The sequence below is a fragment of the Halosolutus sp. YCN4 genome (assembly GCF_059736495.1).
Map to the genome: position 1 here is coordinate 499,290 of NZ_JCASSM010000004.1, position 25,023 is coordinate 524,312.

The 25,023-nt window shown below is 66.4% G+C and carries 27 protein-coding genes and 1 pseudogene; 16 read left to right on the top strand and 12 right to left on the bottom strand.

Annotation, left to right across the window (positions count from 1 at the left end; genetic code table 11):
* The first annotated feature begins 35 nt into the window (after nt 1-35).
* A complete protein-coding gene (locus AC6I6X_RS17130; protein ID WP_497931737.1) occupies nt 36-1,658 on the top strand; it encodes a potassium channel family protein in 1,623 nt (540 codons plus the stop codon).
* A 50-nt stretch (nt 1,659-1,708) separates the two neighbouring features.
* Here AC6I6X_RS17130 and AC6I6X_RS17135 read toward each other — a convergent pair whose 3' ends face one another.
* Together AC6I6X_RS17135 and AC6I6X_RS17140 are read right to left on the bottom strand one after the other, a co-directional pair.
* Nucleotides 1,709-2,353, bottom strand: a complete 645-nt coding sequence (locus AC6I6X_RS17135) for a DsbA family protein (RefSeq protein ID WP_497931738.1) — start codon at nt 2,351-2,353, stop codon at nt 1,709-1,711.
* 87 nt (nt 2,354-2,440) lie between these two features.
* A complete protein-coding gene (locus tag AC6I6X_RS17140; RefSeq protein WP_497931739.1) occupies nt 2,441-3,874 on the bottom strand; it encodes a heme o synthase in 1,434 nt (477 codons plus the stop codon).
* A 168-nt stretch (nt 3,875-4,042) separates the two neighbouring features.
* On the opposite strand from AC6I6X_RS17140, the gene AC6I6X_RS17145 reads away from it, so the two are divergent.
* Nucleotides 4,043-4,342 carry a DUF7410 domain-containing protein gene (locus AC6I6X_RS17145; RefSeq protein WP_497931740.1) on the top strand — a complete coding sequence of 100 codons (300 nt, stop codon included), beginning with the start codon at nt 4,043-4,045 and terminating at the stop codon, nt 4,340-4,342.
* Between the two features lie 43 nt (nt 4,343-4,385).
* Here AC6I6X_RS17145 and AC6I6X_RS17150 read toward each other — a convergent pair whose 3' ends face one another.
* The gene (locus AC6I6X_RS17150; RefSeq protein WP_497931741.1) at nt 4,386-4,682 is read right to left on the bottom strand and encodes a DUF7111 family protein; all 297 of its coding nucleotides are present in this window, start codon (nt 4,680-4,682) and stop codon (nt 4,386-4,388) included.
* A 141-nt stretch (nt 4,683-4,823) separates the two neighbouring features.
* Here AC6I6X_RS17150 and AC6I6X_RS17155 point away from each other — a divergent pair, with 141 nt between their 5' ends.
* From AC6I6X_RS17155 to AC6I6X_RS17170, 4 genes are all read left to right on the top strand, one after another.
* On the top strand, nt 4,824-5,726 hold the full coding sequence (locus AC6I6X_RS17155; protein WP_497931742.1) for a DUF3267 domain-containing protein: 903 nt from the start codon (nt 4,824-4,826) through the stop codon (nt 5,724-5,726).
* A gap of 64 nt (nt 5,727-5,790) precedes the next feature.
* Entirely contained in the window at nt 5,791-6,102 is a 312-nt protein-coding gene (locus tag AC6I6X_RS17160; protein ID WP_497931743.1) for a PadR family transcriptional regulator, read from the top strand.
* Between the two features lie 140 nt (nt 6,103-6,242).
* On the top strand, nt 6,243-6,623 hold the full coding sequence (tnpA, locus tag AC6I6X_RS17165) for an IS200/IS605 family transposase (RefSeq protein ID WP_497931744.1): 381 nt from the start codon (nt 6,243-6,245) through the stop codon (nt 6,621-6,623).
* Nucleotides 6,620-7,897, top strand: a complete 1,278-nt coding sequence (locus AC6I6X_RS17170; protein ID WP_497931745.1) for an RNA-guided endonuclease InsQ/TnpB family protein — start codon at nt 6,620-6,622, stop codon at nt 7,895-7,897. The genes tnpA and AC6I6X_RS17170 overlap by 4 nt, the downstream gene beginning before the upstream one ends.
* A 47-nt stretch (nt 7,898-7,944) precedes the next feature.
* Here the strand turns inward: AC6I6X_RS17170 and AC6I6X_RS17175 are convergent, their stop codons facing one another.
* Nucleotides 7,945-9,090 (bottom strand): acyl-CoA dehydrogenase, encoded by a 1,146-nt coding sequence (locus AC6I6X_RS17175; RefSeq protein ID WP_497931746.1) that lies wholly within the window; start codon nt 9,088-9,090, stop codon nt 7,945-7,947.
* Nucleotides 9,091-9,291: 201 nt separating this feature from the next.
* Between AC6I6X_RS17175 and AC6I6X_RS17180 the strand changes: the two genes are divergently transcribed.
* Both AC6I6X_RS17180 and AC6I6X_RS17185 read left to right on the top strand, forming a co-directional pair.
* Nucleotides 9,292-10,338, top strand: a complete 1,047-nt coding sequence (locus AC6I6X_RS17180; RefSeq protein WP_497931747.1) for a phytoene/squalene synthase family protein — start codon at nt 9,292-9,294, stop codon at nt 10,336-10,338.
* A 92-nt stretch (nt 10,339-10,430) separates the two neighbouring features.
* A complete protein-coding gene (locus AC6I6X_RS17185; RefSeq protein WP_497931748.1) occupies nt 10,431-10,922 on the top strand; it encodes a magnetosome magnetite crystal formation protein family in 492 nt (163 codons plus the stop codon).
* Between the two features lie 137 nt (nt 10,923-11,059).
* Here AC6I6X_RS17185 and AC6I6X_RS17190 read toward each other — a convergent pair whose 3' ends face one another.
* The gene (locus AC6I6X_RS17190; protein ID WP_497931749.1) at nt 11,060-11,914 is read right to left on the bottom strand and encodes a 3-hydroxyacyl-CoA dehydrogenase family protein; all 855 of its coding nucleotides are present in this window, start codon (nt 11,912-11,914) and stop codon (nt 11,060-11,062) included.
* A gap of 113 nt (nt 11,915-12,027) precedes the next feature.
* Here AC6I6X_RS17190 and AC6I6X_RS17195 point away from each other — a divergent pair, with 113 nt between their 5' ends.
* On the top strand, nt 12,028-13,011 hold the full coding sequence (locus AC6I6X_RS17195) for an ornithine cyclodeaminase family protein (protein WP_497931750.1): 984 nt from the start codon (nt 12,028-12,030) through the stop codon (nt 13,009-13,011).
* 21 nt (nt 13,012-13,032) lie between these two features.
* Here the strand turns inward: AC6I6X_RS17195 and AC6I6X_RS17200 are convergent, their stop codons facing one another.
* The gene (locus AC6I6X_RS17200) at nt 13,033-13,755 is read right to left on the bottom strand and encodes a helix-turn-helix domain-containing protein (protein WP_497931751.1); all 723 of its coding nucleotides are present in this window, start codon (nt 13,753-13,755) and stop codon (nt 13,033-13,035) included.
* Between the two features lie 181 nt (nt 13,756-13,936).
* Between AC6I6X_RS17200 and AC6I6X_RS17205 the strand changes: the two genes are divergently transcribed.
* From AC6I6X_RS17205 to AC6I6X_RS17225, 5 genes are all read left to right on the top strand, one after another.
* On the top strand, nt 13,937-14,074 hold the full coding sequence (locus AC6I6X_RS17205; RefSeq protein WP_497931752.1) for a hypothetical protein: 138 nt from the start codon (nt 13,937-13,939) through the stop codon (nt 14,072-14,074).
* A complete protein-coding gene (locus AC6I6X_RS17210; protein ID WP_497931753.1) occupies nt 14,074-15,519 on the top strand; it encodes a sodium/proline symporter in 1,446 nt (481 codons plus the stop codon). Before AC6I6X_RS17205 ends, AC6I6X_RS17210 begins: the two co-directional genes overlap by 1 nt.
* Before the next feature lie 109 nt (nt 15,520-15,628).
* A complete protein-coding gene (locus tag AC6I6X_RS17215; protein WP_497931754.1) occupies nt 15,629-16,360 on the top strand; it encodes a DUF7409 domain-containing protein in 732 nt (243 codons plus the stop codon).
* A gap of 139 nt (nt 16,361-16,499) precedes the next feature.
* Nucleotides 16,500-17,294 carry a class I fructose-bisphosphate aldolase gene (locus tag AC6I6X_RS17220; RefSeq protein WP_497931755.1) on the top strand — a complete coding sequence of 265 codons (795 nt, stop codon included), beginning with the start codon at nt 16,500-16,502 and terminating at the stop codon, nt 17,292-17,294.
* A gap of 2 nt (nt 17,295-17,296) precedes the next feature.
* A complete protein-coding gene (locus AC6I6X_RS17225) occupies nt 17,297-18,154 on the top strand; it encodes a class 1 fructose-bisphosphatase (RefSeq protein WP_497931756.1) in 858 nt (285 codons plus the stop codon).
* 22 nt (nt 18,155-18,176) lie between these two features.
* Here the strand turns inward: AC6I6X_RS17225 and AC6I6X_RS17230 are convergent, their stop codons facing one another.
* Together AC6I6X_RS17230 and AC6I6X_RS17235 are read right to left on the bottom strand one after the other, a co-directional pair.
* Nucleotides 18,177-18,392: a DUF8119 family protein gene (locus tag AC6I6X_RS17230; protein WP_497931757.1), complete on the bottom strand. Its 216-nt coding sequence runs from the start codon at nt 18,390-18,392 to the stop codon at nt 18,177-18,179.
* 60 nt (nt 18,393-18,452) lie between these two features.
* On the bottom strand, nt 18,453-19,619 hold the full coding sequence (locus AC6I6X_RS17235) for a hypothetical protein (RefSeq protein WP_497931758.1): 1,167 nt from the start codon (nt 19,617-19,619) through the stop codon (nt 18,453-18,455).
* Nucleotides 19,620-20,241: 622 nt separating this feature from the next.
* Here AC6I6X_RS17235 and AC6I6X_RS17240 point away from each other — a divergent pair.
* Together AC6I6X_RS17240 and AC6I6X_RS17245 are read left to right on the top strand one after the other, a co-directional pair.
* A complete protein-coding gene (locus AC6I6X_RS17240; RefSeq protein ID WP_497931759.1) occupies nt 20,242-22,044 on the top strand; it encodes an acyl-CoA carboxylase subunit beta in 1,803 nt (600 codons plus the stop codon).
* A 298-nt stretch (nt 22,045-22,342) separates the two neighbouring features.
* Complete coding sequence (locus tag AC6I6X_RS17245) at nt 22,343-22,693, top strand: DUF5658 family protein (RefSeq protein ID WP_497931760.1); 351 nt, start codon at nt 22,343-22,345, stop codon at nt 22,691-22,693.
* A gap of 98 nt (nt 22,694-22,791) precedes the next feature.
* On the opposite strand, the pseudogene AC6I6X_RS17250 reads toward AC6I6X_RS17245, so the two are convergent.
* From AC6I6X_RS17250 to AC6I6X_RS17265, 4 genes and pseudogenes are all read right to left on the bottom strand, one after another.
* Nucleotides 22,792-22,983: pseudogene (locus AC6I6X_RS17250) on the bottom strand (GNAT family N-acetyltransferase); the annotation flags it as partial.
* A gap of 144 nt (nt 22,984-23,127) precedes the next feature.
* Nucleotides 23,128-23,742 carry a PH domain-containing protein gene (locus AC6I6X_RS17255; RefSeq protein ID WP_497931761.1) on the bottom strand — a complete coding sequence of 205 codons (615 nt, stop codon included), beginning with the start codon at nt 23,740-23,742 and terminating at the stop codon, nt 23,128-23,130.
* Nucleotides 23,739-24,332: a PH domain-containing protein gene (locus AC6I6X_RS17260; protein WP_497931762.1), complete on the bottom strand. Its 594-nt coding sequence runs from the start codon at nt 24,330-24,332 to the stop codon at nt 23,739-23,741. Before AC6I6X_RS17260 ends, AC6I6X_RS17255 begins: the two co-directional genes overlap by 4 nt.
* Nucleotides 24,332-24,811, bottom strand: a complete 480-nt coding sequence (locus AC6I6X_RS17265) for a MaoC family dehydratase (RefSeq protein WP_497931763.1) — start codon at nt 24,809-24,811, stop codon at nt 24,332-24,334. The genes AC6I6X_RS17260 and AC6I6X_RS17265 overlap by 1 nt, the downstream gene beginning before the upstream one ends.
* Nucleotides 24,812-25,023: the final 212 nt, after the last annotated feature.

The window sequence follows — 25,023 nt, forward strand, 5'->3', positions numbered from 1 at the left end:
AAAAGGTTCAGTAGCCGGCTGTTCAATACTCGTACATGGAGCGCTGGCAACGGCGGGCGGCCAAAACGATCGGCGGGATCCTGGTCCTCATTTTCCTCACGTCGATCCTGTATCACTACCTCATGGTCGCCGTCGAGGGCCGATCGACGACCTACTTCCACTCGACGCAGGTCGTCGTCGAGACCGTCACGGGAACGGGATACGGCTCCGACTCGCCGTGGAACTCACCCCTCGCGAATCTGTTCGTGATGGCGATGGATCTCGGCACATTCCTGATCCTGTTTATCGTCCTGCCCTACGTCTTCCAGCCGATCCTCGAAGAGACGCTCTCTCCCGACGTTCCCCGGACGACGGACCTGACCGACCACGTCGTCGTCTGTGGCTACTCGCCGCGAGGCGATCGGCTCGTCTCCGAGTTCGAGGCCCGCGGCGTCGACTACGTCGTCGTCGCCGAAGACGAAACGGAAGCCCTGGAACTGGACGAGGCGGGCGTGTCGGTCGTCCACGGGGACCCCACGGCCGTCGAGACGCTCGTTCGGGCAGGGATCGACGAGGCCGCGTCGGTCGTGATCGATACCGAAGACGAGATCGCAGCCAGCGTCGTGCTGGCGGTCAGGGAACGCTCCGAATCGATCCGAATCGCCGTCATGAGCAGGGACCTGACGTTCGAGCGGCCGATGCGCTACGCCGGGGCCGACACCGTCGTGACGCCACGACACCTGCTCGGACAGCGGATCGCCGAACGGATACAGGCGGAGATCGACCCGCGACTGAGCGACGTGACGAGTCTCGGCGGGGACTTCTCCCTCGTCGAGGTGACGGTCTACGACGAGAGTCCGATCTGCGGCCAGTCGCTCGCCGAGACGGACATCTTCGAGAGGGACGACGTGTCGCTCGCCGGCCTCTGGACGGACGGCGAGTTCGTCAGTTCCCCCTCGCCGGACCTCGTGATCGACGAGAACACCGTGTTGCTCCTCGCCGGGAGCGAGGCCCAACTGAAGGCCCTCGAGGCCCGGACTGCCCCCGCCCGTCCCGAGGACTCACGCGTCGTCGTGGCCGGCTACGGCGAGGTCGGTTCGACGGTCCGGGACCGACTCCGATCGGCCAAGATCGATTGCACGGTCATCGACGTCGAGGACGACGAGGACGTCGACGTCGTGGGCGACGTGACCCGAGAGTCGGTACTCAGGGAGGCCGACCTCGAGACGGCGACCGCGTACGTCGTCACGATCGGGGACGACGACGAGGCGATCCTCTCGGTACTCGTCGCCCGCGAACTCGCCGCCGACCTCGACATCGTCGTCCGGGTGAACGACTCGGAAAACGAGAGCAAGGTCCGGCGGGCCGGCGGCGACTACGTCCTCAGCCTCCCCGACATCAGCGGCCGATTGCTCGCGCTCGACGTCCTCCGCGAGGAGATCCTCTCCTACGATCGCCAGCTACAGGTCGTCCGGTTCGACGCCGACGACCTCGCGGGGCAGTCCCTCGCAGACACCGAGATCCCGGACACGGACTGTATCCTCGTCGGCGTCGAGCGATCGGGCGAGATCCTGCGGGACGTCCCGCCCGAGTTCCAGTTCGAGGCCGACGACAGCCTCCTCCTCGCGGGCGACGACGAGGCGATCGACGCGGTCGAGTCGGCGTCCGAACTGACCTGACCGCCGCAGGCGGGTCCGCCTCGGCTGGCGGACACGGACGACTGCGACGGCTACGCCGTATCCCGAACGCGCTCGACGATCGCGTCGGCGTCGAACGGGTCGTCGACCTCGTCCCCGTCGACGAGGACCGTCGGCGTTTCGGCGACGCCGTGGTCGTCCCCGCGTTGCCAGTCGGCCGCGAGCGTCGGGTAGTACGTGCCCTCGTCGAGGGCGTCGCGAACGACGGTCGCCTCGACGTCGGTCTCGTCGGCCGCGATCGTAGCCAATCCGTCGTCGCTCAGGTCGTCGGCGTCGATCACGGCCAGTTTGTAGGTGAAGAACGCGCCGGCCGGGTCGTCGTCCGTTCTCGTCTCCGCCTGGACCGCCCGTGCTGCGTTGGCCATCGCGATCGACCGATCGCCGGCCGGCAGCGGGAAGTCGCGGTGACGGTAGCTCGCCTCGTCGGCCTCGAGGACACGACGTTCGAGTTCGGGAAGGACGTCCTCGTGAAAGTCGTGACAGTGCGGACAGGCGAAGTCGACGTACGCGTCGATCGGAACGGGCCCGGAGCCGATCGACGGGGTCGGGAGCTGGTCGGAGTCCGGATCGGTCCCTTCGAGTTCGTCGGGGAGCGACGCCTCGAAGAGCGCCGTACAGCCGGCGATCGAGAGGGTCGCTCCGGTGGCGGCGGCGGTCAGAAACGAACGGCGGTGCATCAACTGGGGGTACGAACTGGACACTGTTAGGGATGCGGATTCCGGCGCGCGACGGACGGTCCCCGGTCAGAGCAGCGGGTCGGAGAGTCAGAGCAGCGGGCCGGAGAGGACGAGCGCGTCGACGAGGATCGCGACGAGGATCGCTCCGAGGAAGGCGTTCGAGGCGTGGAACGCCCGGAACGCCGCGGCCTCGGTGCGCTCGAAGTGGAGGCGGACGGCCGCCCAGAGGAAGACCCCGCCGAAGACCGCGACCGTCCCGGCGTACAGCGCGCCGAGGTCGGTGAGCCAGGCGAGCGCGATCGTCCCGACGAGCGTGGCCGCGATGTAGTAGACGATGTGTTTCCGGGTCTCCGTCTCCCCGCGAACGACGGGCATCATCGGGAAGCCGCCGCGAGCGTAGTCGTCCTTGTACGCCAGCGCGAGGTTGTAGAAGTGCGCCGGCGTCCAGAGGAAGATGACGCCCGCGAGCGCGAGCGCCGGCAGTCCGATCTCGTTTGTGACCGCCGCCCAGCCGATCAGTGCGGGCAACGCACCGGCGACGCCGCCGATGACCGTGTTCTGGACCGTGTTCGGCTTGAGGAGGAGCGTGTAGACGACGCTGTAGAAGAGGATCGCGGCGAACCCGAGCGCCGCCGCGAGCCGGTTGATCGTCAGGAAGACGGTCATCGACGCCGCGGTCAGGAAGAGCCCGAAGAGCAAGGCGTTCCGGACCGGCACGAGGTCGGTCGCCAGGGGCCGATCGGAGGTCCGCGACATCTGCCGATCGACGTCGCGCTCGAGGACGTGATTGAACGTCCCCGAGGCCCCGATCGCGAGCACGCCGCCGCCGAGCGTGGCGACGATCGTGGCGGCGTCCAACGCCGGTCCCGCGGCGAGGGCCATCCCCGCGGCGGCGACGAGACAGAGGAGCCACATCAGTCGGGGCTTCATCATCTTGAAGTACGCGAACGCGGTCAGCCGGGCGCGAGCGAGCCGTCCCGCGGGCAGCGTCCGTTCGGCTGCCGGAGCGGCGGGGTCCGCGATCGGCTCCGGCTGCTCGATGGCGTCGTTCTCCCGGCCGGTCGCGAGTTCGAGATCCCACGCGAGCGCGAGGACGACGGCCGTGAAGATCACGAGACCGAGCGCGAGGTGCAGTCCCGGTGCGATCGCGGCGGGACCGACCGTCGCCGTCACGGCACCGACGCCGACCTGGACGACGTAGAGGAACGCCCCCGCGAGCAGCGTTGTCCGGACGCGACGGGAGACGTCGCCCAGCGCGGCGGTGAACGCCGTCGCCGCGACGAGCAGACCGACGAGGACGGCGGCGATCCGGTGGCCCCACGCGATCGCGAGTTGCGTCTGGCTGAGCGGATCGGTCGGCGCGTGACAGGTCGGCCACGTCGAACACGCAGACGCCGCGTTCGTCAGCGACGTCGTCGCCCCCACGATCAACAGGAGGTAGACGCCGATCGCGGTCGTCGCGAGCAGCGCTGAAAACCGTCGGTGCGTGCCGATCGGACGAGGGAACGACTCGGTTGTCACGGCTGTTCTCGTTTGGATTCTTCGGCTCCGGCTATTTATTCGTCTCGCTTTTGGGGGCTCCCCCTGTCGTCAATCCCGGGTTGATCCGAGATTCTCGTCGGACCCGGCTTGCACCGAGCGAACGCCGCCCCAACAGCCATGATCGCGCGTCCCGTCCGTCAGGGTATCGTGGCGACGGGAAACACCGAGACCGACCGCGTGGCGTCCTCCCCGGTTCCGACGGCTGACCCCGGCGGCGAGTCGGCCGAGCGGTGTCCGTACTGCGGGCAGCCGTTCCGCGATCGACGCCTCCGACGGCTCCACGGCGGCCGTACTCACCCCGATCGGCTCTCCGATCGCGAGCGCGCGGCCTTCGAACGAGCCGTCCGCGAGGAGCGCGCCGCCGTACGACGCTTCCGCCTCCAGGTCCTCGGCGGTCTCGTCCTGCTGTACTTCGGCTTCCTGCTCACGTACGCGATCGTCGCGTGAGTCGCTCGACGACGGTTCGTCGGAACTGCCCGATCGGCGGCTCTCACATGCCCATATCTTCGGCGGCCGGCGGCACCGGGAGGTCGTGCGGCGAGACCCCCAGCAACTCGCCGGCGTGATCGAGCGCCATGTCGAACCCGTAGTAGCGCTCGAGTTCGTCGCCGTCCGCGGTCGGACGCACTTTCAGCATCGCGTAGCCCTCGACGTTCTGGGCGATCGCGGCGGTCCCGCTGGCGCGCGTCGACTCGTCGGTCGATCGAAACGCGAGGACCCGCTCCGTCGCCGTCTCCTCGTAGGTCGCCCGGATTCCGTTCGCCTCGGCGGTCTGGTCGTCGCTCATGGCCGATAGTCGGGAATCGAACACCGGGAAGCTGTCGGTTTCGGCAGCCGGCAACGCGACGGACGACCAGTGGTCAGGGCGGGTCCGGACGGAGCGACCGACACCGATACGACTTTTTTCGATCCCGCGAGAGTGTGTGGCGTGACAGCGACGGAGTCCGATGCGGCCCCGGAGCCGCGGCCGATCGCGACCTTTCGCCCCACGCGGCCGATCGCCGCCCGGACGATCGTCGTCTCGGTCGTCGCCTTCTTCGGCTTCGCGTACGCGTTCGGCCGGCTTCGCGGGGCGATCCGCGGCGAGCCGTTCGAGCCGATCGTCGTCCCCGCGGTCGCGCCGTCGGCGGTCCTCGGGTGGCTCGTCGTCGCGCTCGCTCTGGTCGCGCTCGTCGTCGTCCTCCACGAACTCCTCCACGGCCTGTTCATGACCCGGTACGGTGGGGCACCCTCCTTCGGGGTCGGGGTCTCGACGTTCCTCCTGCCGTACGCCTACGCCGCGACGGGCGGAACGAGCTACACGCGAAACCAGTTGCTCGTCGCCCTGCTCGCCCCGTTCGTCTGTATCACGGCCGCCGGGATTGCCGCGATGACGATCCTCTCCTCTACGCTCGTCGTCGTCGTGCTCGCCGCGAACGCCGCCGGATCGGTCGGCGACCTCCGGATGGCCGCCGCGCTGGCACGGTATCCGGAGTCCGTTCGAGTCGCCGAACTCCCCCGCGGCGACGCACAGGGGGTCGCCATCTACGGCGCTCCCGACGCGGCCGGCGATCACGGCCCCCGCTGGGACGCGCTCGCGTCGATCGTCTCCGGGACCGTCGGCACCCTCGTCCTGGGCACGGCGACGCTGGGCGCGCTGGTCTTTCACGCCCTCGTCGTCGGCACCGGGGACGTGGTCGTCGGCGGCGACGGCTGGGTGCTCTTCCGCCACGAACTGCGGCCGGACGGCACCGCCCGCCTCGAACTCGGGGCTCGACTCCTGCTCGCCGCGGCGATCGCCGGGGGGCTCGCGTGGGCGGCGATCGATCGGGTACGGCGCGGGCCGGCGTGACGATCGGCTGCCCGGCGCAGTCGGAACCGGAACCTTCGAGCGGCTGCCCCGCCGATCCCGCCCCATGGTGAAGTGGCTCCGGAGCGGCCGACGACGGGACATCTGCGTCCTGCTGGCGGCCGGCGGCGAGATGCGCGGCCAGCAACTGAAATCCGATCTCGAATCGCACTACGACGATCGGCTCGAGCCCAAAGCGTTCTACGGCTCGCTGTCGGCGCTGGTCGACGCGGGGTTCGTCGAGAAGCGCACGGAGGGGATCCACGACGTGTACGCGCTGACCGACGCCGGCGAGCGACGGGTGTACGAGCACTACGAGTGGCTGCGATCGTGTCTCGAGGAGGAAGTAAGCCGAGAAGAAGACCACAATTGGGACTGACCGATTACGGAAAATTCGAGGCGAAAGCCTTGTCCTTCAGGGCGGGGATGAAGCCGACCAACAGTATTCAACCGCCGACGATGGCATAGACGGGGTTCCAACGCAATTTTTAAGCCGGCTGACCTAGATAGTATACATAGATGGTAAAGAGTACCCGTCATGCGAAATACGAACTCTACTACCACATAGTGTTCGTGCCAAAATATCGGCGTTCGTACCTGACGGGGAAGACGAAGGAACGTCTCCAAACCATCTTCGCGGAAATCTGTGAGGATAAAAACCTCGAACTGGCCGAGTGCGAGGTCATGCCCGACCACGTACACCTGTTCATCGGGAGTCAACCAAAGAACGCCCCGTCCCTCATCGTCAACTGGATCAAGGGCATCTCCGCGCGGAAGTATAATCAGCGGTACGACGACCGCGTGAAGTGGACTCGTTCGTACTACGTCGGAACAGCGGGAAGCGCCTCGAAAGGCGCTGTCGAACGCTACATCGCTGAACAGGGAGGTGGCGACGAATGAAGCGCGTCAACACCTTCGAGGTCGTGCCACAGTCCGAAAATGACAAAGTGTGTCTCCTACGGCTACTCGACGCCTCCGCCTCCCTATGGAATGAACTGACCTACGAACGCCGTCAGAACTACTTCGGTGACGGCGATGTGTGGGACACCTCCGAGTACCGAGGGCGCTACAATGGCGTTGTCGGAAGCGCGACCGTCCAACAGGTCACGCGCAAGAACAGCGAAGCGTGGCGGTCGTTCTTCGCCCTCCTGGAGAAAGGCGAGGACGCCAACCCACCGTCGTACTGGGGCAACGAGGAGGACGGACGCGAACTCCGAACCTACATCCGCAACAACCAGTACACGATTCAGTGGGGCAAGCGGTCGCGTCTCGAAATTCCTGTCGGGCAAGAACTGAAAGATGAATACGGACTCGGCTACTACGAACGACTCCGCCTCGAAATCCGAGGGAACCCGAAGTGGGACGGCAAACAGGGTCGTCTGGAACTTGAGTACGACGAGGTGAGCGACACGTTCAGGGCTTTCCAACCAGTCACCGTGCCTGATTCTCGACTGGATTCACCACTGGCTTCCGAAGAAGCCGCCCTCGACGTTGGCGCGAACAATCTCGTCGCCTGTTCCACGACCACTGGGAACCAGTACCTCTACGACGGACGTGAGTTGTTCGAACGGTTCCGCGAGACGACCGACGAGATCGCCCGCCTACAGTCAAAACTCCGTGAGGGACGCTACAGTTCCAAACGGATTCGACGGCTGTACCGACAGCGGACGAAGCGCCGTGACCACGCACAGAACGCGCTGGTACGCGACCTCGTTGAACGGTTGTACGACGAGGGCGTGGCGACAGTGTACGTGGGCGATTTGACCGACGTGCTGGAAACGCACTGGTCGGTCAGGGTGAACGAGAAGACGCACAACTTCTGGGCGTTCAAGAAGTTCATCCACCGTCTCGCGTGCGTCTGTGAGGAGTACGGCATCAGTCTCGAAGTCGAGTCGGAAGCGTGGACGAGTCAGACATGCCCCGAGTGTGGCGACCACGAGGAGACGGTTCGCCACAGGGATACGCTGACGTGTCCGTGCGGATTCGAGGGGCACGCCGATCTCACGGCGTCAGAGACGTTCCTTCGAGAAAACATCGATACGGAAGTCAGGCCGATGGCACGGCCCGTGCGATTCGAGTGGGACGACCACGAATGGTCGGGGAAACCACACCCTCACGAAAGTCCCAAAGAAGCGCGCACAAACCCGCAAGTTGCCTCCGTGGAATCGGCATAGCCGAACCCCCAGCGGAGGAATCCTCGCGCTTTAGCGCGGGGAGGATGTCAATCGTCGAGCAACCGGTCGCCGATCGTGTTCCGGAGCACCTCGCTGGTGCCCTCGTAGATCTCGTTGAGTTTGGCGTCGCGGTAGAACCGCTCGGCGGCGAAGTCCTTGGTGTAGCCGTAGCCCCCGTGGATCTGGATGCCCTCGTTGGCGACCTCGCGGCTCACTTCCGAGGCGTAGAGTTTGGCCTGGGCGGCGTCCTTGATGTAGTTCTCGCCGCGGATCTTCTTGTCCGCCGCCTTGTGCATCAGCATCTTGGCGGCCTGGATCTTCGTGTCCATGTCGGCGAGTTTGTGCTTGATCGACTGGAACTCGCCGATCGGCTGGCCGAACTGCTCGCGCTCGGTCGCGTAGTCGCGGGCTTCCTCGAAGGCGGCGCGGGCGATGCCGACCCCGCGGGCGGCGATCGTGATACGGCCGCCGTTCAGGGTCTTCAGCGCGTGGACGAACCCGTCGCCCTCCTCGCCGAGCAGGCGATCCTCGGGAAGCCGAAGGTCGTCGAACCGGAGTTCGGCCGTCGGACAGCCCTTGTCGCCGAGTTTCTCCTCGGTGCCCTCGACGTAGAAGCCGTCGTCCTCCTCGGGCCGGACGACGAAGGAGGAGATGCCCTTGTTCCCCGCGTCGGGGTCGGTCTTCGCGAAGAGCGTGACGGTGTCGGCTTCGGAGCCGTTGGAGATCCAGAGTTTACCGCCGTTGACGACGTACTCGTCGCCGTCCTGCTCCGCGGTGGTCTCCATCGCCGGGACGTCGCTCCCCGCACCCGCCTCCGAGAGGGCGAACGCGCCGACGTCCTCGCCGGCCGCGAGGGGCGTCAGGTACTCCTCCTTCTGGGCCTCGTCACCGAACTCGTAGAGCATGTTGCCCGCCAGCGACGTGTGGGCGGCGACGATCGTTCCCAGGCCGCCCGACCCGCGCGAGATCTCCTCGAGTCCGATCGCGTAGGAGTGGTAGTCGAGGCCGGCACCGCCGTACTCCTCGGGGAAGGGCATGCCCATCAGTCCGAGATCGGCCATCTCGCTCACCAGTTCGTGGGGGAACTCGTCGTCGTGATCGATCTCGTCCGCGATGGGGACGACCTCCTCGTCGACGAACTCCGACACCATGTCCCTGATCTGCTGTTGCTCGGCTGAGAGCGCAAAGTCCATAGCCGGGATATCGGCCGGTCGGTTCTTTACTGTTTTCGTACGCGCGGCCCGTTCACTGCTGTGGCCGTCGATTCTGCCCCGTCGACGGGATGGGATCCCCGGTCGACGGCGACTGGCGATCGGCCGCTACTGTCAGCGATCGGAATATCCCGCCGGGACCGCGGCGTTTTTCCGGTATGGGAACAAACCAAACGCGAGTAGATGACCACGGGACAGCAGGACGAGCCAGCCCACGCCGATTTCGAGTGGTGTTTCGAGGCGGTTCACGGCGTTTCGCGGACTTTTTCGATCACTATCGATCGGCTCGAGGAGCCGATGTCGAGACACATCTGTCTGGGGTATCTCCTCTGCCGGGTCGCAGACACCATCGAGGACGCGGGTCACATTCCGCCGGAGACGCAGGCGACCCTGTTGAGCGAGTACGATCGGTTGCTCGATCCGGACGCCGACGTGACGGTCGAGGCGTTCATGGACGACGTCGAGCCGTGGATCCCGGACGATCCGAACGCCGACTGGGAGGTCGTCGCCGAGACGCCGCGGGTCCTCGGGACGTTCGACGCGCTCGAGGACGAACCGCGGGAGATCATGCGTGATCCCGTCCGCGAACTCGTCGGCGGGATGGCGATGTTCACCGACCGGTACGCCGAGGAAGGCGGACTCCGCCTGCAGACCCTCGAGGAACTCGAGGAGTACTGCTGGTACGCCGCCGGCACCGTCGGCAAACTCATCACCGGGCTCGTCGCTCGCGGGGCCTCGCAGGACCGTGCGGACGAACTGCGCGCGAACGCGCGATCGTTCGCGCTGCTCTTGCAACTGGTCAACATCGCCAAGGACGTCGAGAACGACTATCACGAGGAGAACAACGTCTACCTCCCGGCCGAGTGGCTCGCCGAGGAGGACGTCGACCTGGAGGCCGTCACCGACGAGTCGAACCACAGCGGCGTCACGGCCGTGATCAAACGCGTCACCGGCCGGGCCGAGACGTACCTCGACGACGCCCAGCGCTACCTCGAGATCGTCCCGGAGAGTCACGGCAACCGCCTCTCGGCGTGGGCGATCCCCTACCTGCTCGCGGTCGGGACGATGCGAGAACTCCGCGAACGACCCGAGGACGTCATCCGGGAGGGCGACGTGAAAGTCTCGCGAGCGGAGGTGTTCGCGCTCCTCCAGCAGTTCGACGAGGGCGTCTCGCGATCGAACCTGCAGGACCTGCGCACGGAGATGGCCGAGAAACCGCTCCACCAGTGATCGGCGACGGTCGCCGCCCGTGACGACGGATCGACGCGGACGAACGCGGGACGAACCGTAATTTTGACGGCGAGGCCCGGAACAGCAGTGGTATGTACTGTCCGTCGTGTGGCGAGGAGATCCCCGGCTCGAGCGTCTACTGCCAGTACTGCGGGGTCGACGTTTCGACACCAGCCGATGACGACGACCCGGCATCGAACACGGCCGAGTGGGGCCGCTCGGAGTCGCGCGCCCAAGACACGGGTGTCGATTCCGACGGACACGACACCGGATCGGCGACGGACTCGGAGACGATCGCCGCCCTCACGCACGTCCTGGCGCTGTTCACGTGGGCGATCGGCCCGGCCGTACTCTTGCTCTCGACCGACGACGAGTTCGTCCGCGAAAACTCGCGAAACGCGGTCAACTGGCAACTGTCGTTCGCGATCTACATGCTCGTCTCGATGGTGCTGACGCTCGTTATCATCGGCGTCTTCACCGCGATACTCGTCGGCCTGCTGGATACGGTGTTCTGTCTCATCGCGGCGGTCAAAGCCGCGGACGGGGACACCTGGGAGTATCCGCTCACGATCGACTTCGTCTGAGCGGGCACCGGTTCCGATCGACCCGCACCGACGCCGTACGGGGATGGGCGAGCAACCGCTCCACGACGGGTCCAGTCCGCCCTCGCGGCGGAACGTATTTCATCCCGAAAGCCCACGGCTTCAGCCGTGAGAGGAGGTCAATCGTATTCGTAAAACCCCTTGCCGGTCTTCTTGCCGAGTTCGCCGGCCTCGACCTTCCGCTTGAGCAGGTAGGCGGGTTTGTACCGATCGCCGAGTTCCTCGTGGAGGGTCTCGGAGGCGTGCAGGCAGATGTCGAGGCCGATGTGGTCGGCCAGCGTCAGCGGCCCCATCGGGACGTTCGTCCCGAGTTCCATCCCGGCGTCGATGTCCGCCTTCGAGGCGACGCCCTCGTCGTAGGCCCGGATGCCCTCGTTGATCCAGGGCATGAGGATGCGGTTGGTGACGAAGCCGGGTTTGTCGTCGGACTCCCAGGTCGTCTTCCCGAGATCCTCGGCGATCTCGTGGGCCAACTCGACGGCCGCGTCGGTCGTCTTCTCGCCGACGACGACCTCGACGCCCTCCATCACCGGGACCGGGTTCATGAAGTGCAGGCCGACGACGCGTTCGGGTCGGTCGATCGCCGACGCGATCGAGGTGATCGAGATCGTGCTGGTGTTCGTCGCGAGCACCACGTCGTCGTCACACACCCGCTCGAGGTCCTCGAAGACGTCCTGTTTGACCTCGAGCTCCTCGAGGGCAGCTTCGACTACGAGGTCGCAGTCGGCGAACGCCTCGATGCTGGTCGTCCCCTCGATCCGATCGCGGATCGTCTCGGGGTCGTCCTCGAGTGCGTCGCGGTCGGCCAGTCGGCCGAGGCTGTCGTCGATCGTGTCGAAACCGTTCTCGACGAACTCGGGTTCGATGTCTCGCATCACGACGTCGTAGCCGTGCGTGGCGGCCACCTGTGCGATTCCGCTGCCCATCGTTCCGGCACCGACGACGCCGATTCGATCGATCCCTTCGCGTACCATACTCGGCAGTAGTTCGAAGGGTGGCGTAAGTGTGCTGGTTCTGTCACCGCAGCGACGCGCCGACGGGCCCATTAGGGGGTACCGATATGATGCTGGCGGCAGACCACCCGCCTATGGTCACGGTGCTCACTGCAGGGGAGGTCGAGTCGCTGTGTGACGTGGAAACGATCCTCCCGGCCGTCGAAACCGCGCTGGAGGAACAGGCCGCGGGGACGGTCGAGCGACCCGATCGACCGCACTTCTCGGTCGGGGCGGGTCTCGAGGGGGACGACCCGCTCGGGACCGGGCTGACGATGCCGGCGGCCGTCCACGGCGAACCCTACTACGTGACGAAACTCGCGAGCGTCCACGAAGGCAACGAGTCGCGGGGCCTCCCGACGATCCAGGCCCAGATCGCGCTCACCGACGCCCGGACCGGGACGCCCGTCGCGTACATGCCTGGAACGCGCGTAACGAACGTCCGAACCGGCTGCGTGGGCGGCCTCTCGGCCAGGGCACTCGCGTCCGAGCCGATTCGACTCGCGGTCATCGGCGCCGGCGCACAGGCACGCTGGCAGACGCGGGCGATCGCCGCGACGTCGGCACTCGACTCGGTGGCGGTCTACTCGCCGAGCGACTCGAAGTACGCCTGCGCCGACGACCTTCGGGCGGACGAGATTTCGGCCGACGCTGCGGAGACGGCGGCCGCGGCCGTCTCGGACGCGTCCGTCGTCGTGACGACGACGACCAGTTCGGAACCCGTCTTCCCGGCCGACGCGACCGACGCGGAACTCGTCGTCGCGATCGGCGCGTACGAGCCCTCGATGCAGGAACTCGAGGCCGACCTCGTCGAGCGCGCCGATCAAGTGTTCGCCGACGTGCCGGAAGAGGCGATCGAGACGGGCGACCTCCGCGGGACGTCGCTGGTGGCGGGGGATCTCCAGCCGCTGGCGGCGGCGTTCACCGGCGATCGGCCGAGCGAGCGCGGGCATGAACTCACAGTGGTAAAAAGCGTCGGGAGCGCGGTCATGGACCTGACGGCGGCGACGACGGTGTACGAGCGCGCCGTCGACGAGGGTATCGGGGTCGAGGTCCCGTTCGGAAGCGACGGGGAGTGACCGCGTCGAGGATCGGCGGTGCTATCGGGTCGACTCGAGTTCCGCGTTGAGGATCTTCGCCTCGGCCTTGCGAAGATGTTCGAGGACGGTCGGTTTCGCGATCTCGAGTTCGTCGGCGAGGTCGTCGAGCGACACCGCTCTCGGCCAGCCGTAGTAGCCCCGGTCGCAAGCGAGTTCGAGGACCTCCCGCTGGCGGACGGACAGCAGATCGGCGTTCGACTGCGCCGCCGACCCCGATCGGGTGATCTTCTCGATCGAGACGTCCGCGTCCTCCTCCTCGCGTAGCGACGTGAGGTTCTCGTGGAGATCCTCGCGGTTCGGATCGGCGAGAAACAGCGGCCAGTGTTCCTCGCCGTCGTGGATGTGGATCGGCGCGTTGTGGATGAACCCCCGTGAGACGAGCGATTCCGTGATGCTGTTGTCCGGATCGTACTCGACGAAGACGTCCTGGGTCGCGTTCCCGGGCGCGGCGATCGCGTGCGTGAAGTCGTGGCGCCGGTGCATAGCCGTGACCTCGCCCGTCAGCGGCGAATCCTCGATCTCCGCGATGCAGCCTTCGACGGCGTCGGTCGTGTCCGCGTAAACGGTGAAGTGGCCGTTCACGGAGCCGTCGACGGACGTGTACACCGTGTGGCCGAGCAACCCCGCATCGACGTCTGCGGTGACCGATGTCGTCCAGCAGTTCGGGTGCCAGATGTCGAGCGTGAGACAAACGCCGTCGGTGTCCTGCGGTTCGATACTCATCTACCGCGGCATCTCTCCACGATCGGTATAACGGTTGCTATGCGTTTCTATCGATCCAGTGATGAAAACGACCGATTTTTCGTCTAACGGGCAACCGACGGCCGGTTGTGCTGACGAAGTTACACTCCCGGTCGCGCATTAGGGGGTGTTTTTATACCCCACAACTGAGAGTGACGACGTGATGTCGATACTCGGGTTACCACCTCTCACGGCACTCGTCCTCGCACTGATGATTCTGATCCCGCTCGTCGCCTACAGCCTGTCGGTCGTCGACGACCAGCGCGGAGATGGCAGCGTTACCGTCTGGGGGCGTCGATAATGTCGATCGGACTCCAGGCGACGTTCGGGCTCTACCTGCTCGTCCTCGTCGCCATCGGGCTCTACTTCTTCCTGACCGAGGAGACGAAGCAGCTCTCGGATTACATGCTGGCCGGCCGTGACGTCGGGACGTGGCCGATCGCCATCTCGGAAGTGTCGTCGGTCGCCAGCGGATGGACGTTCTTCGCGTGGGTCGGCGTCGGTTTCGCCGTAGGTCTGAGCGGGCTCTGGTTCTCGCTGACGATGATTCTCCTGGTCGTCTTCATGTACCGGTACGTCGCCTCGCCGCTGCGCCGCCACTCCGAAGAACTCGGCACGATCACCGTCACCGACCACATCGCAGCGTACTTCGAAGACGACGCGATCGGGCCGATAATCCGGCTCGTGGTGACGTTCGCGGTCGTGACGTTCATGGTGTCGTACATCGGCGCACAGATCATCGCCGTCGGACAGGCGATGGATACCGGCCTCGGCATCGACTACACTGCGGCGATTCTGGTGGGCGGCGTCGCCGTCGGCGCATACACGATGCTCGGCGGCTTCAACGCGTCCGTCTGGACGGACGTCTTCCAGGGCGTGTTGATCTTCGTCGCCGTCCTCGCGCTTCCGATCCTGATGCTCGCCGAAATCGGCGGCTGGAGCGCGTTCGTCTCCGAAGCGAACGCGGCGAATCCGGACCTCCTGTCGATGACCGCCGGTGACGCGGGAACGGCGCTCACGATCGGCGTTCTCGCCTGGATCACGTTCGCGTTCGGGACCATCGGCCAGCCCCACTCCCTGATGCGCTTCCAGGCGATCCGTTCCGAATCGATCGTCAGCAAGGCGTCGGTGATCGCCGTCTCCTTCCAGTCGCTTCGGCTGACCGTTCCGCTGTTCATCGGCGTCGCCGGCCGCGTCCTCTACAGCGACATCGGCAACCCGGAGAACGTCGCGATGACCGCGATCGTCGACCTCTTCCCGCCCGTCGTGGCCGGGATTCTGCTCGCGGCGATCGTGAGCGCCATCCTCTCGACGTCGGACTCGATGTTGCTGGTCACCTCCTCGGACATCACCCGGTTCTACGAGGAACGGATCAACCCCGACGCCAGCGAGGCGACGCTGATCTTCCTGGGACGGGCGACCGTCGCCGCGGTCGCGGCGCTCGGCATCGCCCTGGCGTGGGTCCGTCCCGGGACGATCTTCGATATCATCGAGTTCGCCTACGTCGGACTCGGCGTCACCGTCGGATTCCCGCTGCTGTTCATTCTCTTCTGGAAGCGGACGACTGCCGAGGCCGTTCTCGCAGCCGTGATCATCGGAATGGGCGTTTCGATCGGCAACCTCTGGTACCTGCCCGAGTACTTCCCGCTGCTGCCGTGGCCGGTGACGGCGGCCACGCTCGTCGGCGTGAGTCTCGCTACAGCCGGGTCGAGCACCGACGCGGAGCGGACGGCACTCGACCAATAACCGGCGGTCGTCCGCCTCGAACTGCCGACTGGGATGGGGTTCTTTCGATCGGTTTCGTGGGTAACTTTCAAGACGAGAGAGTGTGAGCTACGGACAACCGGTGAATCGCGTGAGCAAGGAATTCCTACACGGCGATCGAGACGCGGACGGCCACGCCGACCGGGAGGGCGACGACGGCGTCGATCCAGGCGGCGATTTCCAGCTGGAGGCTCCGATCGGTCGGGACGTCGAACCACGGCGGGACGCGGGAACCGATCGAGACCGTGACGCCTTTTCGGCGACCAGGGTGGTGTTCGGCATGGGATCGATGCCGGACGACGTCGATCCGCGACTCGATCCGGCCGAGCGGAAGTCGCTCGAAGCGGCCGACATCGACCCCGACGCAGTGACGAGCAAGGAGTACTCCTACCGAATGTTGCTCGATCGGGGCGTCGACGAACCGCTGGCGGCCGACCTCCGGCGGCGGTTCTCGCTCCCGTGGTCGTTCGAGAACGACGGCGACCTCGAACGCCGATCGAACGAGGTCCGGGGGCTGGGCGACGCCGAGCGCGAGTGGATCGCCGTCAGCGGGGACGAGAACTGGCAGTCGTTCGAGTACACCGAATCCCGCGAGCTCGACGTCGAACGAGACGCACCCGCCGAGCGCCCCTACCCCAGACCGACGCCGGTCACCGCCGTCACGGGCGTCGGCCCGGACGACGCCGATCGGCTGGCCGAGGCCGGGGTCGTCTCGGCGGAACGGCTGGCGACGGTCGACGCGTTCGCGATCGCGAACGCCCTCGACTTCGACGTCCTGCACGTCCGCACCTGGCGCCACAACGCGCGCGAACTGATCGCGTGACGATCGCACACTCGCTCCGGTACTCCCGCTGTAACCGGATCCGGAGACGGGAACCGGTCACACCTTTACTACTCGAATGAGTAATTCGAATAATCCGGACCATCAGAGATATATAGCGGCCTAGTGGACCATCTACCAGATGATTCCGATCGACGACTCTCCGATCGTTCGCGACGGCAAGTCACTGATTCTCGCGATGGACCACGGACTCGAACACGGCCCCGTCGACTTCGAGGAGGTCCCGGAGAAGCTGGATCCGTCGACGGTCTTCGAGACGGCGACCCACGACGCCGTCACCTGTCTGGCCGTCCAGAAGGGGATCGCGGAGGGGTACTACCCCAGCTACGAGGACGACGTCAACCTGTTGCTGAAGGTCAACGGGACCTCGAACCTCTGGATGGGCGAGTACGACTCGGCGGTGAACTGTTCGGTCGACTACGCGGCCGAACTCGGCGCCGACGCCGTCGGGTTTACCCTCTACGGCGGCTCGAACCACGAGGTCGAGATGGCCGAGGAGTTCCGCGACGTCCAGGAAGACGCCCGCGAGCACGACCTGCCGGTCGTCATGTGGTCGTACCCGCGCGGCCAGGGGCTCAAAAACGACACCAAGCCGGAAGTCATCTCCTACGCGACCCGCCTCGGCCTCGAACTGGGTGCCGACATCGCGAAGGTCAAGTACCCCGGGAGCCCCGAGGCGATGGAGCACGCCTGCCGGTGCGCAGGTGAGATGAAGGTCGTCATGAGTGGCGGCTCCAAGACCTCCGACTACGAATTCCTCTCGACCGTCGAGGCCGCCGTCACCGCCGGGGCGAAGGGTCTGGCCGTCGGCCGCAACGTCTGGCAGCGCGACAACCCCACCCGCATCCTCGACGCGCTCGAGCAGGTCATCTTCGAGGAGGAGACCGCCGACGCCGCACTCGAGGCGACCGAATAGGAATGTCGGACGCCGATCCCGTCGACGACGTCGTCGGTACGATCGCCCGCTCGGCGACCGAGATCCGCCAGGGACTGGTCGGTCGCCGGGGGAAAGCCGACGCGGAGAACCCCAGCGGCGAGATCCAGGCCGAGGCGGACGTGTGGGCCGACGAACTGCTCGCCGATCGGCTCTCGTCGATCGACGGCGTCGCCCAGTACGCGAGCGAGGAGCGGCCCGACATCGTCGACTGCGAGGACGACCGGATCTGCGTCGCGGTCGACCCCCTCGACGGCTCCTCGAACCTCAAGTCGAACAACACGATGGGGACGGTCTTCGGCATCTACGACGAACCGCTTCCCGCGCCGGGCTCCGCGCTGGTCGCGTCCGGGTGGATCCTGTACGGGCCGATCACGACGATGGCGTACGCCCGCGACGGAACCGTCACGAAGTACGAACTCACCGGCGGCGAACGAACCGTCGTCGAGGAAGACGTGACCCTCCCCGAGGACCCGCTCGTCTACGGCTTCGGCGGGCGCGTCCCCCACTGGCCCGACGACTTCCGGGCGTACGCCCGCGAGATCGAATCGAACCCCGACCACAAACTCCGCTACGGCGGGGCGATGATCGGCGACGTCAACCAGGTGCTGACCTACGGGGGAGTCTTCGCGTACCCGGGTCTGGAGGGCAGTCCTCGCGGAAAGCTCCGCCTGCAGTTCGAGGGGAACCCGATCGCGTACCTCATCAAAGCGGCCGGTGGCCGATCCTCCGACGGGAGTCAATCGATCCTCGAGGTCGATCCGACCGACCTTCACGACAGGGTTCCCCTCCACGTCGGCAACGCCGAATTGATCGAGCGTCTCGAGTCGGCGCTCGAGTGACGCCCTCGTCGTCCCTCCGTCGTCACCACCACCCGGCGGTAAACTGGACGTAGCCGCCGACGCCGAGGATGAGCGCGGCGTAGAACGCCCACTGAGGCCAGCCGGTCGTGAGGAAGACCAGCGTCACGAAGACCACCCAGAGGGTGACGACCACCGCGTCGAGGAACAGCCGGGTCCCGAAGCTCACGATTCTCCGCCCCGCTCCGCCGCGACTCGATCGCCGCCGATCGTTGCTCATCGTATCGCTCCTCGCTCGAATCGGGTGTGCTCGTGGACGTGTGTGGGTGCCATGCGGGATTCAGAAGTGATAGCCGTACCGCTCGGTCAGTTTGTAGGCGGCGACGCCCCAGACGTAGCTCTGGCCCGGCCACCAAGTCCGGGCGTTGTTGAACCCCGCGATGAGGACGTCACCGTCCTCGCCGCCGGGATCGGGGTGGTAGCTCACCGACCCGCTGTCCCCGTCGGTCAGGTCCATTTCGCCGCCCCAGCGGATCTGCCCGGTCCGGCAGAACTCGTCGGTGAAACAGGTCACGGCGTCGAGTCCCTGGATTCGACCCTCCGTGTGACCCGTCAGGGCGCCGACCTTCTCGAGCGTCTCCCCGCGTGCGACGAGGTCGGCGAGCCCCCAGCGGGTGAGTTGACCTCGAACCCGGGCTTCCGCCGGCGCGTCGATGTCGTTCGACGGGGCGAGCTGTCCCGTCGGCTCGACCGCGACGACGTCCTCGACCGGGTGGGCGTGTTCGACGGCCCCGAGGTCGAGTTCTTCCGCCCCCTCGATCGGAAGCGTCAACTGTGCGTCCGCCTTCTCGCCGTCGAACGCGTGTTGGGCCGTCACGAAGAACTCCCGTTCCCCGTCGGGGTGGTACATCGCCGGTCCGAGCGTCGCCAGGCTCGAGGCGGTTTCACAGGCGACACCGCTCGGGATCGCCTGGTCCGAGACGGTCTCGACGATTCGCGGTTCGAGCGCGTCGGGTCCGTCCTCGTGTGTCTCGACGTCGACGATCGTCTCGACGTCGATCGAGACGCCGTCCGCGAACTCGTCCAGTTGCTCTGCGATCGAGTCGGCGTCGCTGGAGACGCCGACCGAAACCGTGGCGGTGGCGCTGTCGTAGTCCCCCGGAACGACCGCGCTGCCGAGATAGCCGGTGAATCCGAACCGGGCCAGCAGTTCGTTCAGTTCGATCGCCTTTTCGACGGCCGCGTACCACGCCGCGGGGACGTCCCGCGTTCGTTCCTCGATCGACCACGGGTCGTCGGGGTCGGACCGGGAGAGTGCCGTCACGATCGGCACCTCGTCGTTGCCGGCCCCGAGGAAGTCGTCGACCCCGAGCAGGTGTGCCAGCCCGACCGCGAAGCCGCCGCTGGCGAGGGTACGGAGAAACTCGCGGCGGTCCATTCCCGCGTCCAGTCGATCGCGAATCGTCGCCAGTTGCTGTTCTCTGCGTCCGGACTGAGTGTCAGACATATCGTCGATACGGATTCGTGAACTCGTATACCGAATGAGCTCACACGTCAAAGCTACCCTTCGCCTACACGTCGGTAGTGGTCGAATACTCGTTGAATTCGAGATTAGTGATTGTGCCTGCACCTGCCGATCGTTCGTGTCGAATCGATGCGTCAGGACGCCGATCGAACCCGACAGTCCCATTTTAATGTGTGCACGACGACAGGCGAGCGTTCGTGTGTGAGGCCCCCACACTGAGAGACGTCTCCGTGCTGGTGACCACGGAGACATCCTGCCGACCAGCACGATTCGAACTCGATCGCGATCGTCGCGACCGAGTTCGCATCGAGTACTGTTCGGCAGTCGAACTCACTCCCGATCGGTTCGCGCCCTCCACCGCGATCCTCCTCATCTCTTCCGGCGTGCTCCGACCGATCAGCGGTGGACGACTTCGCGCGATCCGGTCGCTCTCCAGTTCCCGCCGCCGGCGTCTCCGTACCGTCCCCGGCCAGGTCGTCTGCTCGCGATCGCCGCGGTGGTCGATCGAAACGTTCGTTGGACTTTCGGGGCCGAACGGTCGTGGACCCGGTTCGACGACCGCCGAGGGAAAACGACTTGTAGCGGGGCGGTCACAAATTTTGCCATGAAAGTCAGAATCGCGGCAGGGGCGTCGGACGAGGAAGCGTCGGCGATCGCGGCCGCGCTGGCCGAGCACGTCGGGAGCACGGTCGAGGTGTACGTCGGGAGCGACGACGAGCCGCTGGCCGTCCACGAGCAGGACGCGACGCCGTCGGCGGGCGCGGACGCGAGCGGACAGCAGGTCGCGTCGACGCCGCCAGCCGACGCCGGAGCGGACGGCGACGACCTGGGCCCGACCGAACGCGAGGCGCTGCTCCGGGAGGAGATCGCGGACATCCTCGAAGGCGGCCCCGAAAAGTACCGCGAGGGACTGGCCGACGAGGGGAAACTGTTCGTCCGCGATCGCCTCGAGCACTGGTTCGGCGGCGAGGACGCGGAGTTCCTCTTCGAGGACGGCAAGTTCGCGGCGTTCGACGACTGGCATCCGAGCGGCGCGGACCCGGACACGGACGATCGGCTCCCGGCGGACGGCCTCATCACGGGCGGGGCGACGTTCGAGGGGCGGGACGTCCACTTCATGGCCAACGACTACACCGTCAAACGCGGGAGCATGGCCGAGAAGGGCGTCGAGAAGTTCCTCCGGATGCAACAGCGCGCGCTCAAGACGGGCCGACCGGTGTTCTACCTGATGGACTCTTCGGGCGGCCGGATCGACCAGCAGAGCGGCTTCTTCGCCAACCGCGAGGGGATCGGGAAGTACTACTACAACCACTCGATGCTCTCCGGGCGGGTGCCCCAGATCTGCGTCCTCTACGGCCCCTGTATCGCCGGGGCGGCCTACACCCCCGTCTTCGCGGACTTCACGATCATGGTCGAGGAGATGTCCGCGATGGCGATCGCCTCCCCCCGGATGGTCCAGATGGTTACCGGCGAGGACATCGACCTGCAGGGACTGGGCGGTCCCGACGTACACGCGCGCGAATCCGGCTCCGCCGACCTGGTCGCGCGGGACGAGGAACACGCCCGCGACCTGGTGGCCCAGTTGATCACCTACCTGCCGGACAACGCCGACGAGAAGCCGCCCCGCCAGGAGCCGATCGAACCGGCGAAATCGCCCGCGGGGATCGACGGCGTCGTCCCACAGCACCCGAACAGGGGGTACGACATGACCGACGTCATCGATCGGGTCGTCGACGCCGGGTCGTACTTCGAACTCAAACCCGACTACGGCGAGGAGATCATCACCGCCTACGCCCGCATCGACGGCCGGCCGGTCGGCATCGTCGCGAACCAGCCCGCCCACCGCGCGGGGGCGATCTTCCCCGACGCCGCGGAGAAGGCCGCCGAGTTCATCTGGAAGTCGGACGCGTTCAACATCCCCATCCTCTATCTCTGTGACACCCCGGGCTTCATGGCCGGTTCGCAGGTCGAGAAGGACGCCATCCTGGAGAAGGGCAAGAAGTTCATCTACGCCACCTCCTCGGCTACGGTGCCCCAGCAGACGGTCGTCGTCCGCAAGGCCTACGGCGCGGGTATCTACGCGATGGGCGGCCCGGCCTACGACCCCGAGAGCGTCATCGGCCTGCCGTCCGGCGAGATCGCCATCATGGGCCCCGAGGCAGCGATCAACGCCGTCTACGCCCGCAAGCTCTCCGAGATCGACGACCCCGAAGAACGCGAGCGCAAAGAGCAGGACCTCCGGGAAGCCTACCGCGAGGACATCGACGTCCACCGGATGGCCAGCGACGTGGTCATCGACGAGATCGTCCCGCCGAGTACGCTGCGCGATGAACTGAGCGCCCGCTTCGCGTTCTACGAGGACGTCGAGAAGGACCTGCCGAGCAAGAAACACGGGACGATCCTCTAAGGCGGGGCCCCGACACCGGGCTCGATCGCGAACCAACGGCCAGTCCGGAGCCGGTATTCTCGCTGTGGTGCGATCCCGACGATTCCATCCTCCCGACGAGCGACGCTGACGAGATCACTTTCGGCGTCGAAATCACCCGATACCGATCGTTTGGATGCAGTTATCGCGGATTACTGGTCGGACCGATCGCGCTACGGCTCCCATAACAATACCGCGAGTAGTGGAACCGCCGCGTGCGACACCCCCGCACGCTCTCCGGTGGTTCGATCGCGATCGGTTCGACTCCGATCGAGAGTCTATGAGTTACGACGGCGCGTTCCTGCGCCGCCGACTGCCCGCTGACGTCACGCCCGCCGAACTGGAGCGGGCCCTCTGGGTCCTCGTCGGGGTCTCGCTCGTCGGCGACGTCGTAACGACGTTCGTCGGCCTGCACCTCGGGCTGAGCGAGTCGAACCCGATCGCCCGCGGGGCGATCTACAACCACGGACTGACGGGTATGCTGGCGCTGAAGGGCGTCGCGATCGGGATCGGGCTTCTCTGTCGTCCCCTCCTTCCGGCGGCCTACCGGGTGATCGTCCCCGCCGGACTCGCGCTCCCGTGGACGGTGGCCGTCCTCGTCAACGTCTACATGATCGCGACGGTAGGCTGAGTGGCCGCCCTCGCGCGTGAGACTGCCCCGGACGTCGTCGTCCCCCGCCGTCAGTCGTGACTCTCGACGCTGACGTCGGTCGAACTGGCCTCCCACTCCGATCGCTCGACGTGTTCGACGGTCTCCTTCGGCGTTCGATGGGGATCCCACGTCACGTACTCCGTCGCCTCCTTGATCCCCGGATCGGACGAGCAGATATCGCACAACTCGAAGACGTCGACGGTCCCGGGTCGGAGCGCCTCGAGGCGCAACCGATCGGTCTCGATCGTCTCGGGGAAAAGGTCCGACATGATCGTGTCGTCGGAGTGAGAGGTGAAAGCCTTGCTGGTGGTGTGGGGGTCGGTAACGGGTGTCGTGAGCGAGCCGACGGAAGCGAGGATCGGGCCGACAGGTACGCCGACCGGGCCAATCGCCGCGACCGCACCGGCGACGGGTTATCGGGACCGATCGAGGGCGCGGCGCCACTCGCGAACCGCTTCGAGGACGGCAATCCACTGGTCGTAGCTCCCCGGGACCGCGTTCGACGCCCCGCCCTCGCGCTGCGCGTCGAGGCGAGCCCTGACGCCCGCCGGATCGTCCACGTTCCAGACCGTCAGCGCTGAACCGCCCGCCGGCTCGATTTCGACGGAGCCGTAGTCGAACAGCCGGCCGGTCACGCCCTGCTCGAACGTCGTGTTCTGGATCCGATCGAGTCCGAGGACCCGGACCGAGAGACCGAGAACGCCGGATTTCACGACGATCCGGCGGTTCGTGACCAGAAAGACCGTTCGCGACACGCGGACGTACTGCCACCCCGCCGGCGCGACGACGACGGGGAGGGCGCCGAGCACGAGCGGCGAGACGAGGTCGGCCGCGACGGCGGCGAGGATCGCGACCGTTCCCGCGATCGCGAGGGCGAGCCAGGGGTAGACGGTCTGGACCCGCGGCCCGCCGCGCCAGCGGATCTCCTCGTCGGTGTCGAGCGCGAGCCACTCGGGGACGCGATCGGTCGCGGTCGCCTCGGCGGCGGTCGAACCGCTTTCGCCGGCCGATCGTCGATCGGCGGTCATCGTCGCGGCGATCGGGACTCGTCGGCGTTCGAACGGGTATCGGGTTCCGCGGCCGAACGCCGGTCCGACTCCTCGACGGCCTCGCGGATCGCACGGAGTTCGGTGAGGATTTCGGCGAGGACGTCGTCGACCGGTTCCTCGTCGCTCGATCCGCGCCCGCCGCGATCGACCAGGTCGCTGATCCGGCCTTGGACCGACCGCGGGTCGGGAACCGATTTGAACGACAGTTCGACGCCGGAGCCGCCCGCCGTGCTGACGTCGACGGTCCCGTAGCCGAAGTAGTTCCCCACGGCGCTCTGGGAGTAGGAGATGTCCTGCACTTTCCCGTGTTCGATCCGCTTGACGTCCCGGGAGACCACGCCCGTCTTCTCGTAGAGGGCCTGGGTCGTGACGACGTAGTGGGTGTTGGTCACGCGGAGGTACTCGCTCGCGATGATGACGATCCCGATCAGGACGATCGAGAGCGGAATCCCGACGGCGAACGCGGGAACCAGCGTCCGTCGATCGGGGCCGCTGGCCCAGACGATCTCCTCGCCGTCCTCCAGCGAGAGCCACCCCAGGTCCGCGGGATCGAGGTTCGCGTCCGACATCACGCCTCCGCTCCGGCGTCCGCGTGCTCGCGTTTCAGCGACAGGACGGTCCGATCGAACTCGCAGACGAGCGGTTCGTCCGGATCGTTCGCTTTGAAGACCTCGACGTGCATGGTGACGATCCCGCGCTCGCCGTCGCTGGTTTCGCGCTTGTCCGTGACCGTCGACTGGACGCGGATCGTGTCGCCGTGAAAGACCGGGTTCGGGTGCTCGACGTCGTCGTAGGAGAGGTTCGCGACGATCGTTCCGTCGGTCGTCTCGGGGATGGAGACGCCGACGGCGAGGCTCATCGTGTAGAGGCCGTTGACCAGTCGGTCGCCGAACTGGGTGTCGGCGGCGAACTCGGCGTCAAGGTGGAGCGGCTGCTGGTTCATCGTCATGTCGCAAAAGCGCTGGTTGTCGCTCTCGGAGATCGTCCGCCGACGCTCGTGTTCGATCGTCTCACCGACGGTAAACTCCTCGTAGTACAGTCCGGGCATAGGTGCGCACTCACGAAGAGTACACAAAAACGTGTCCATCGCTCGAGGTGTCCGGCCGTCGATCCCGATCGACGGCGGGGACGGCGAGGAGTGTGGGGCAACAACGCCGAGAAGAATGCGCCTGAACGGGGATGCCAGAGACAGCTGAACGGAACGGGGACTAGAACGTCTGAACGGGCTGGAAAACGCGCGGGCGTGGCTCACTCGACCAT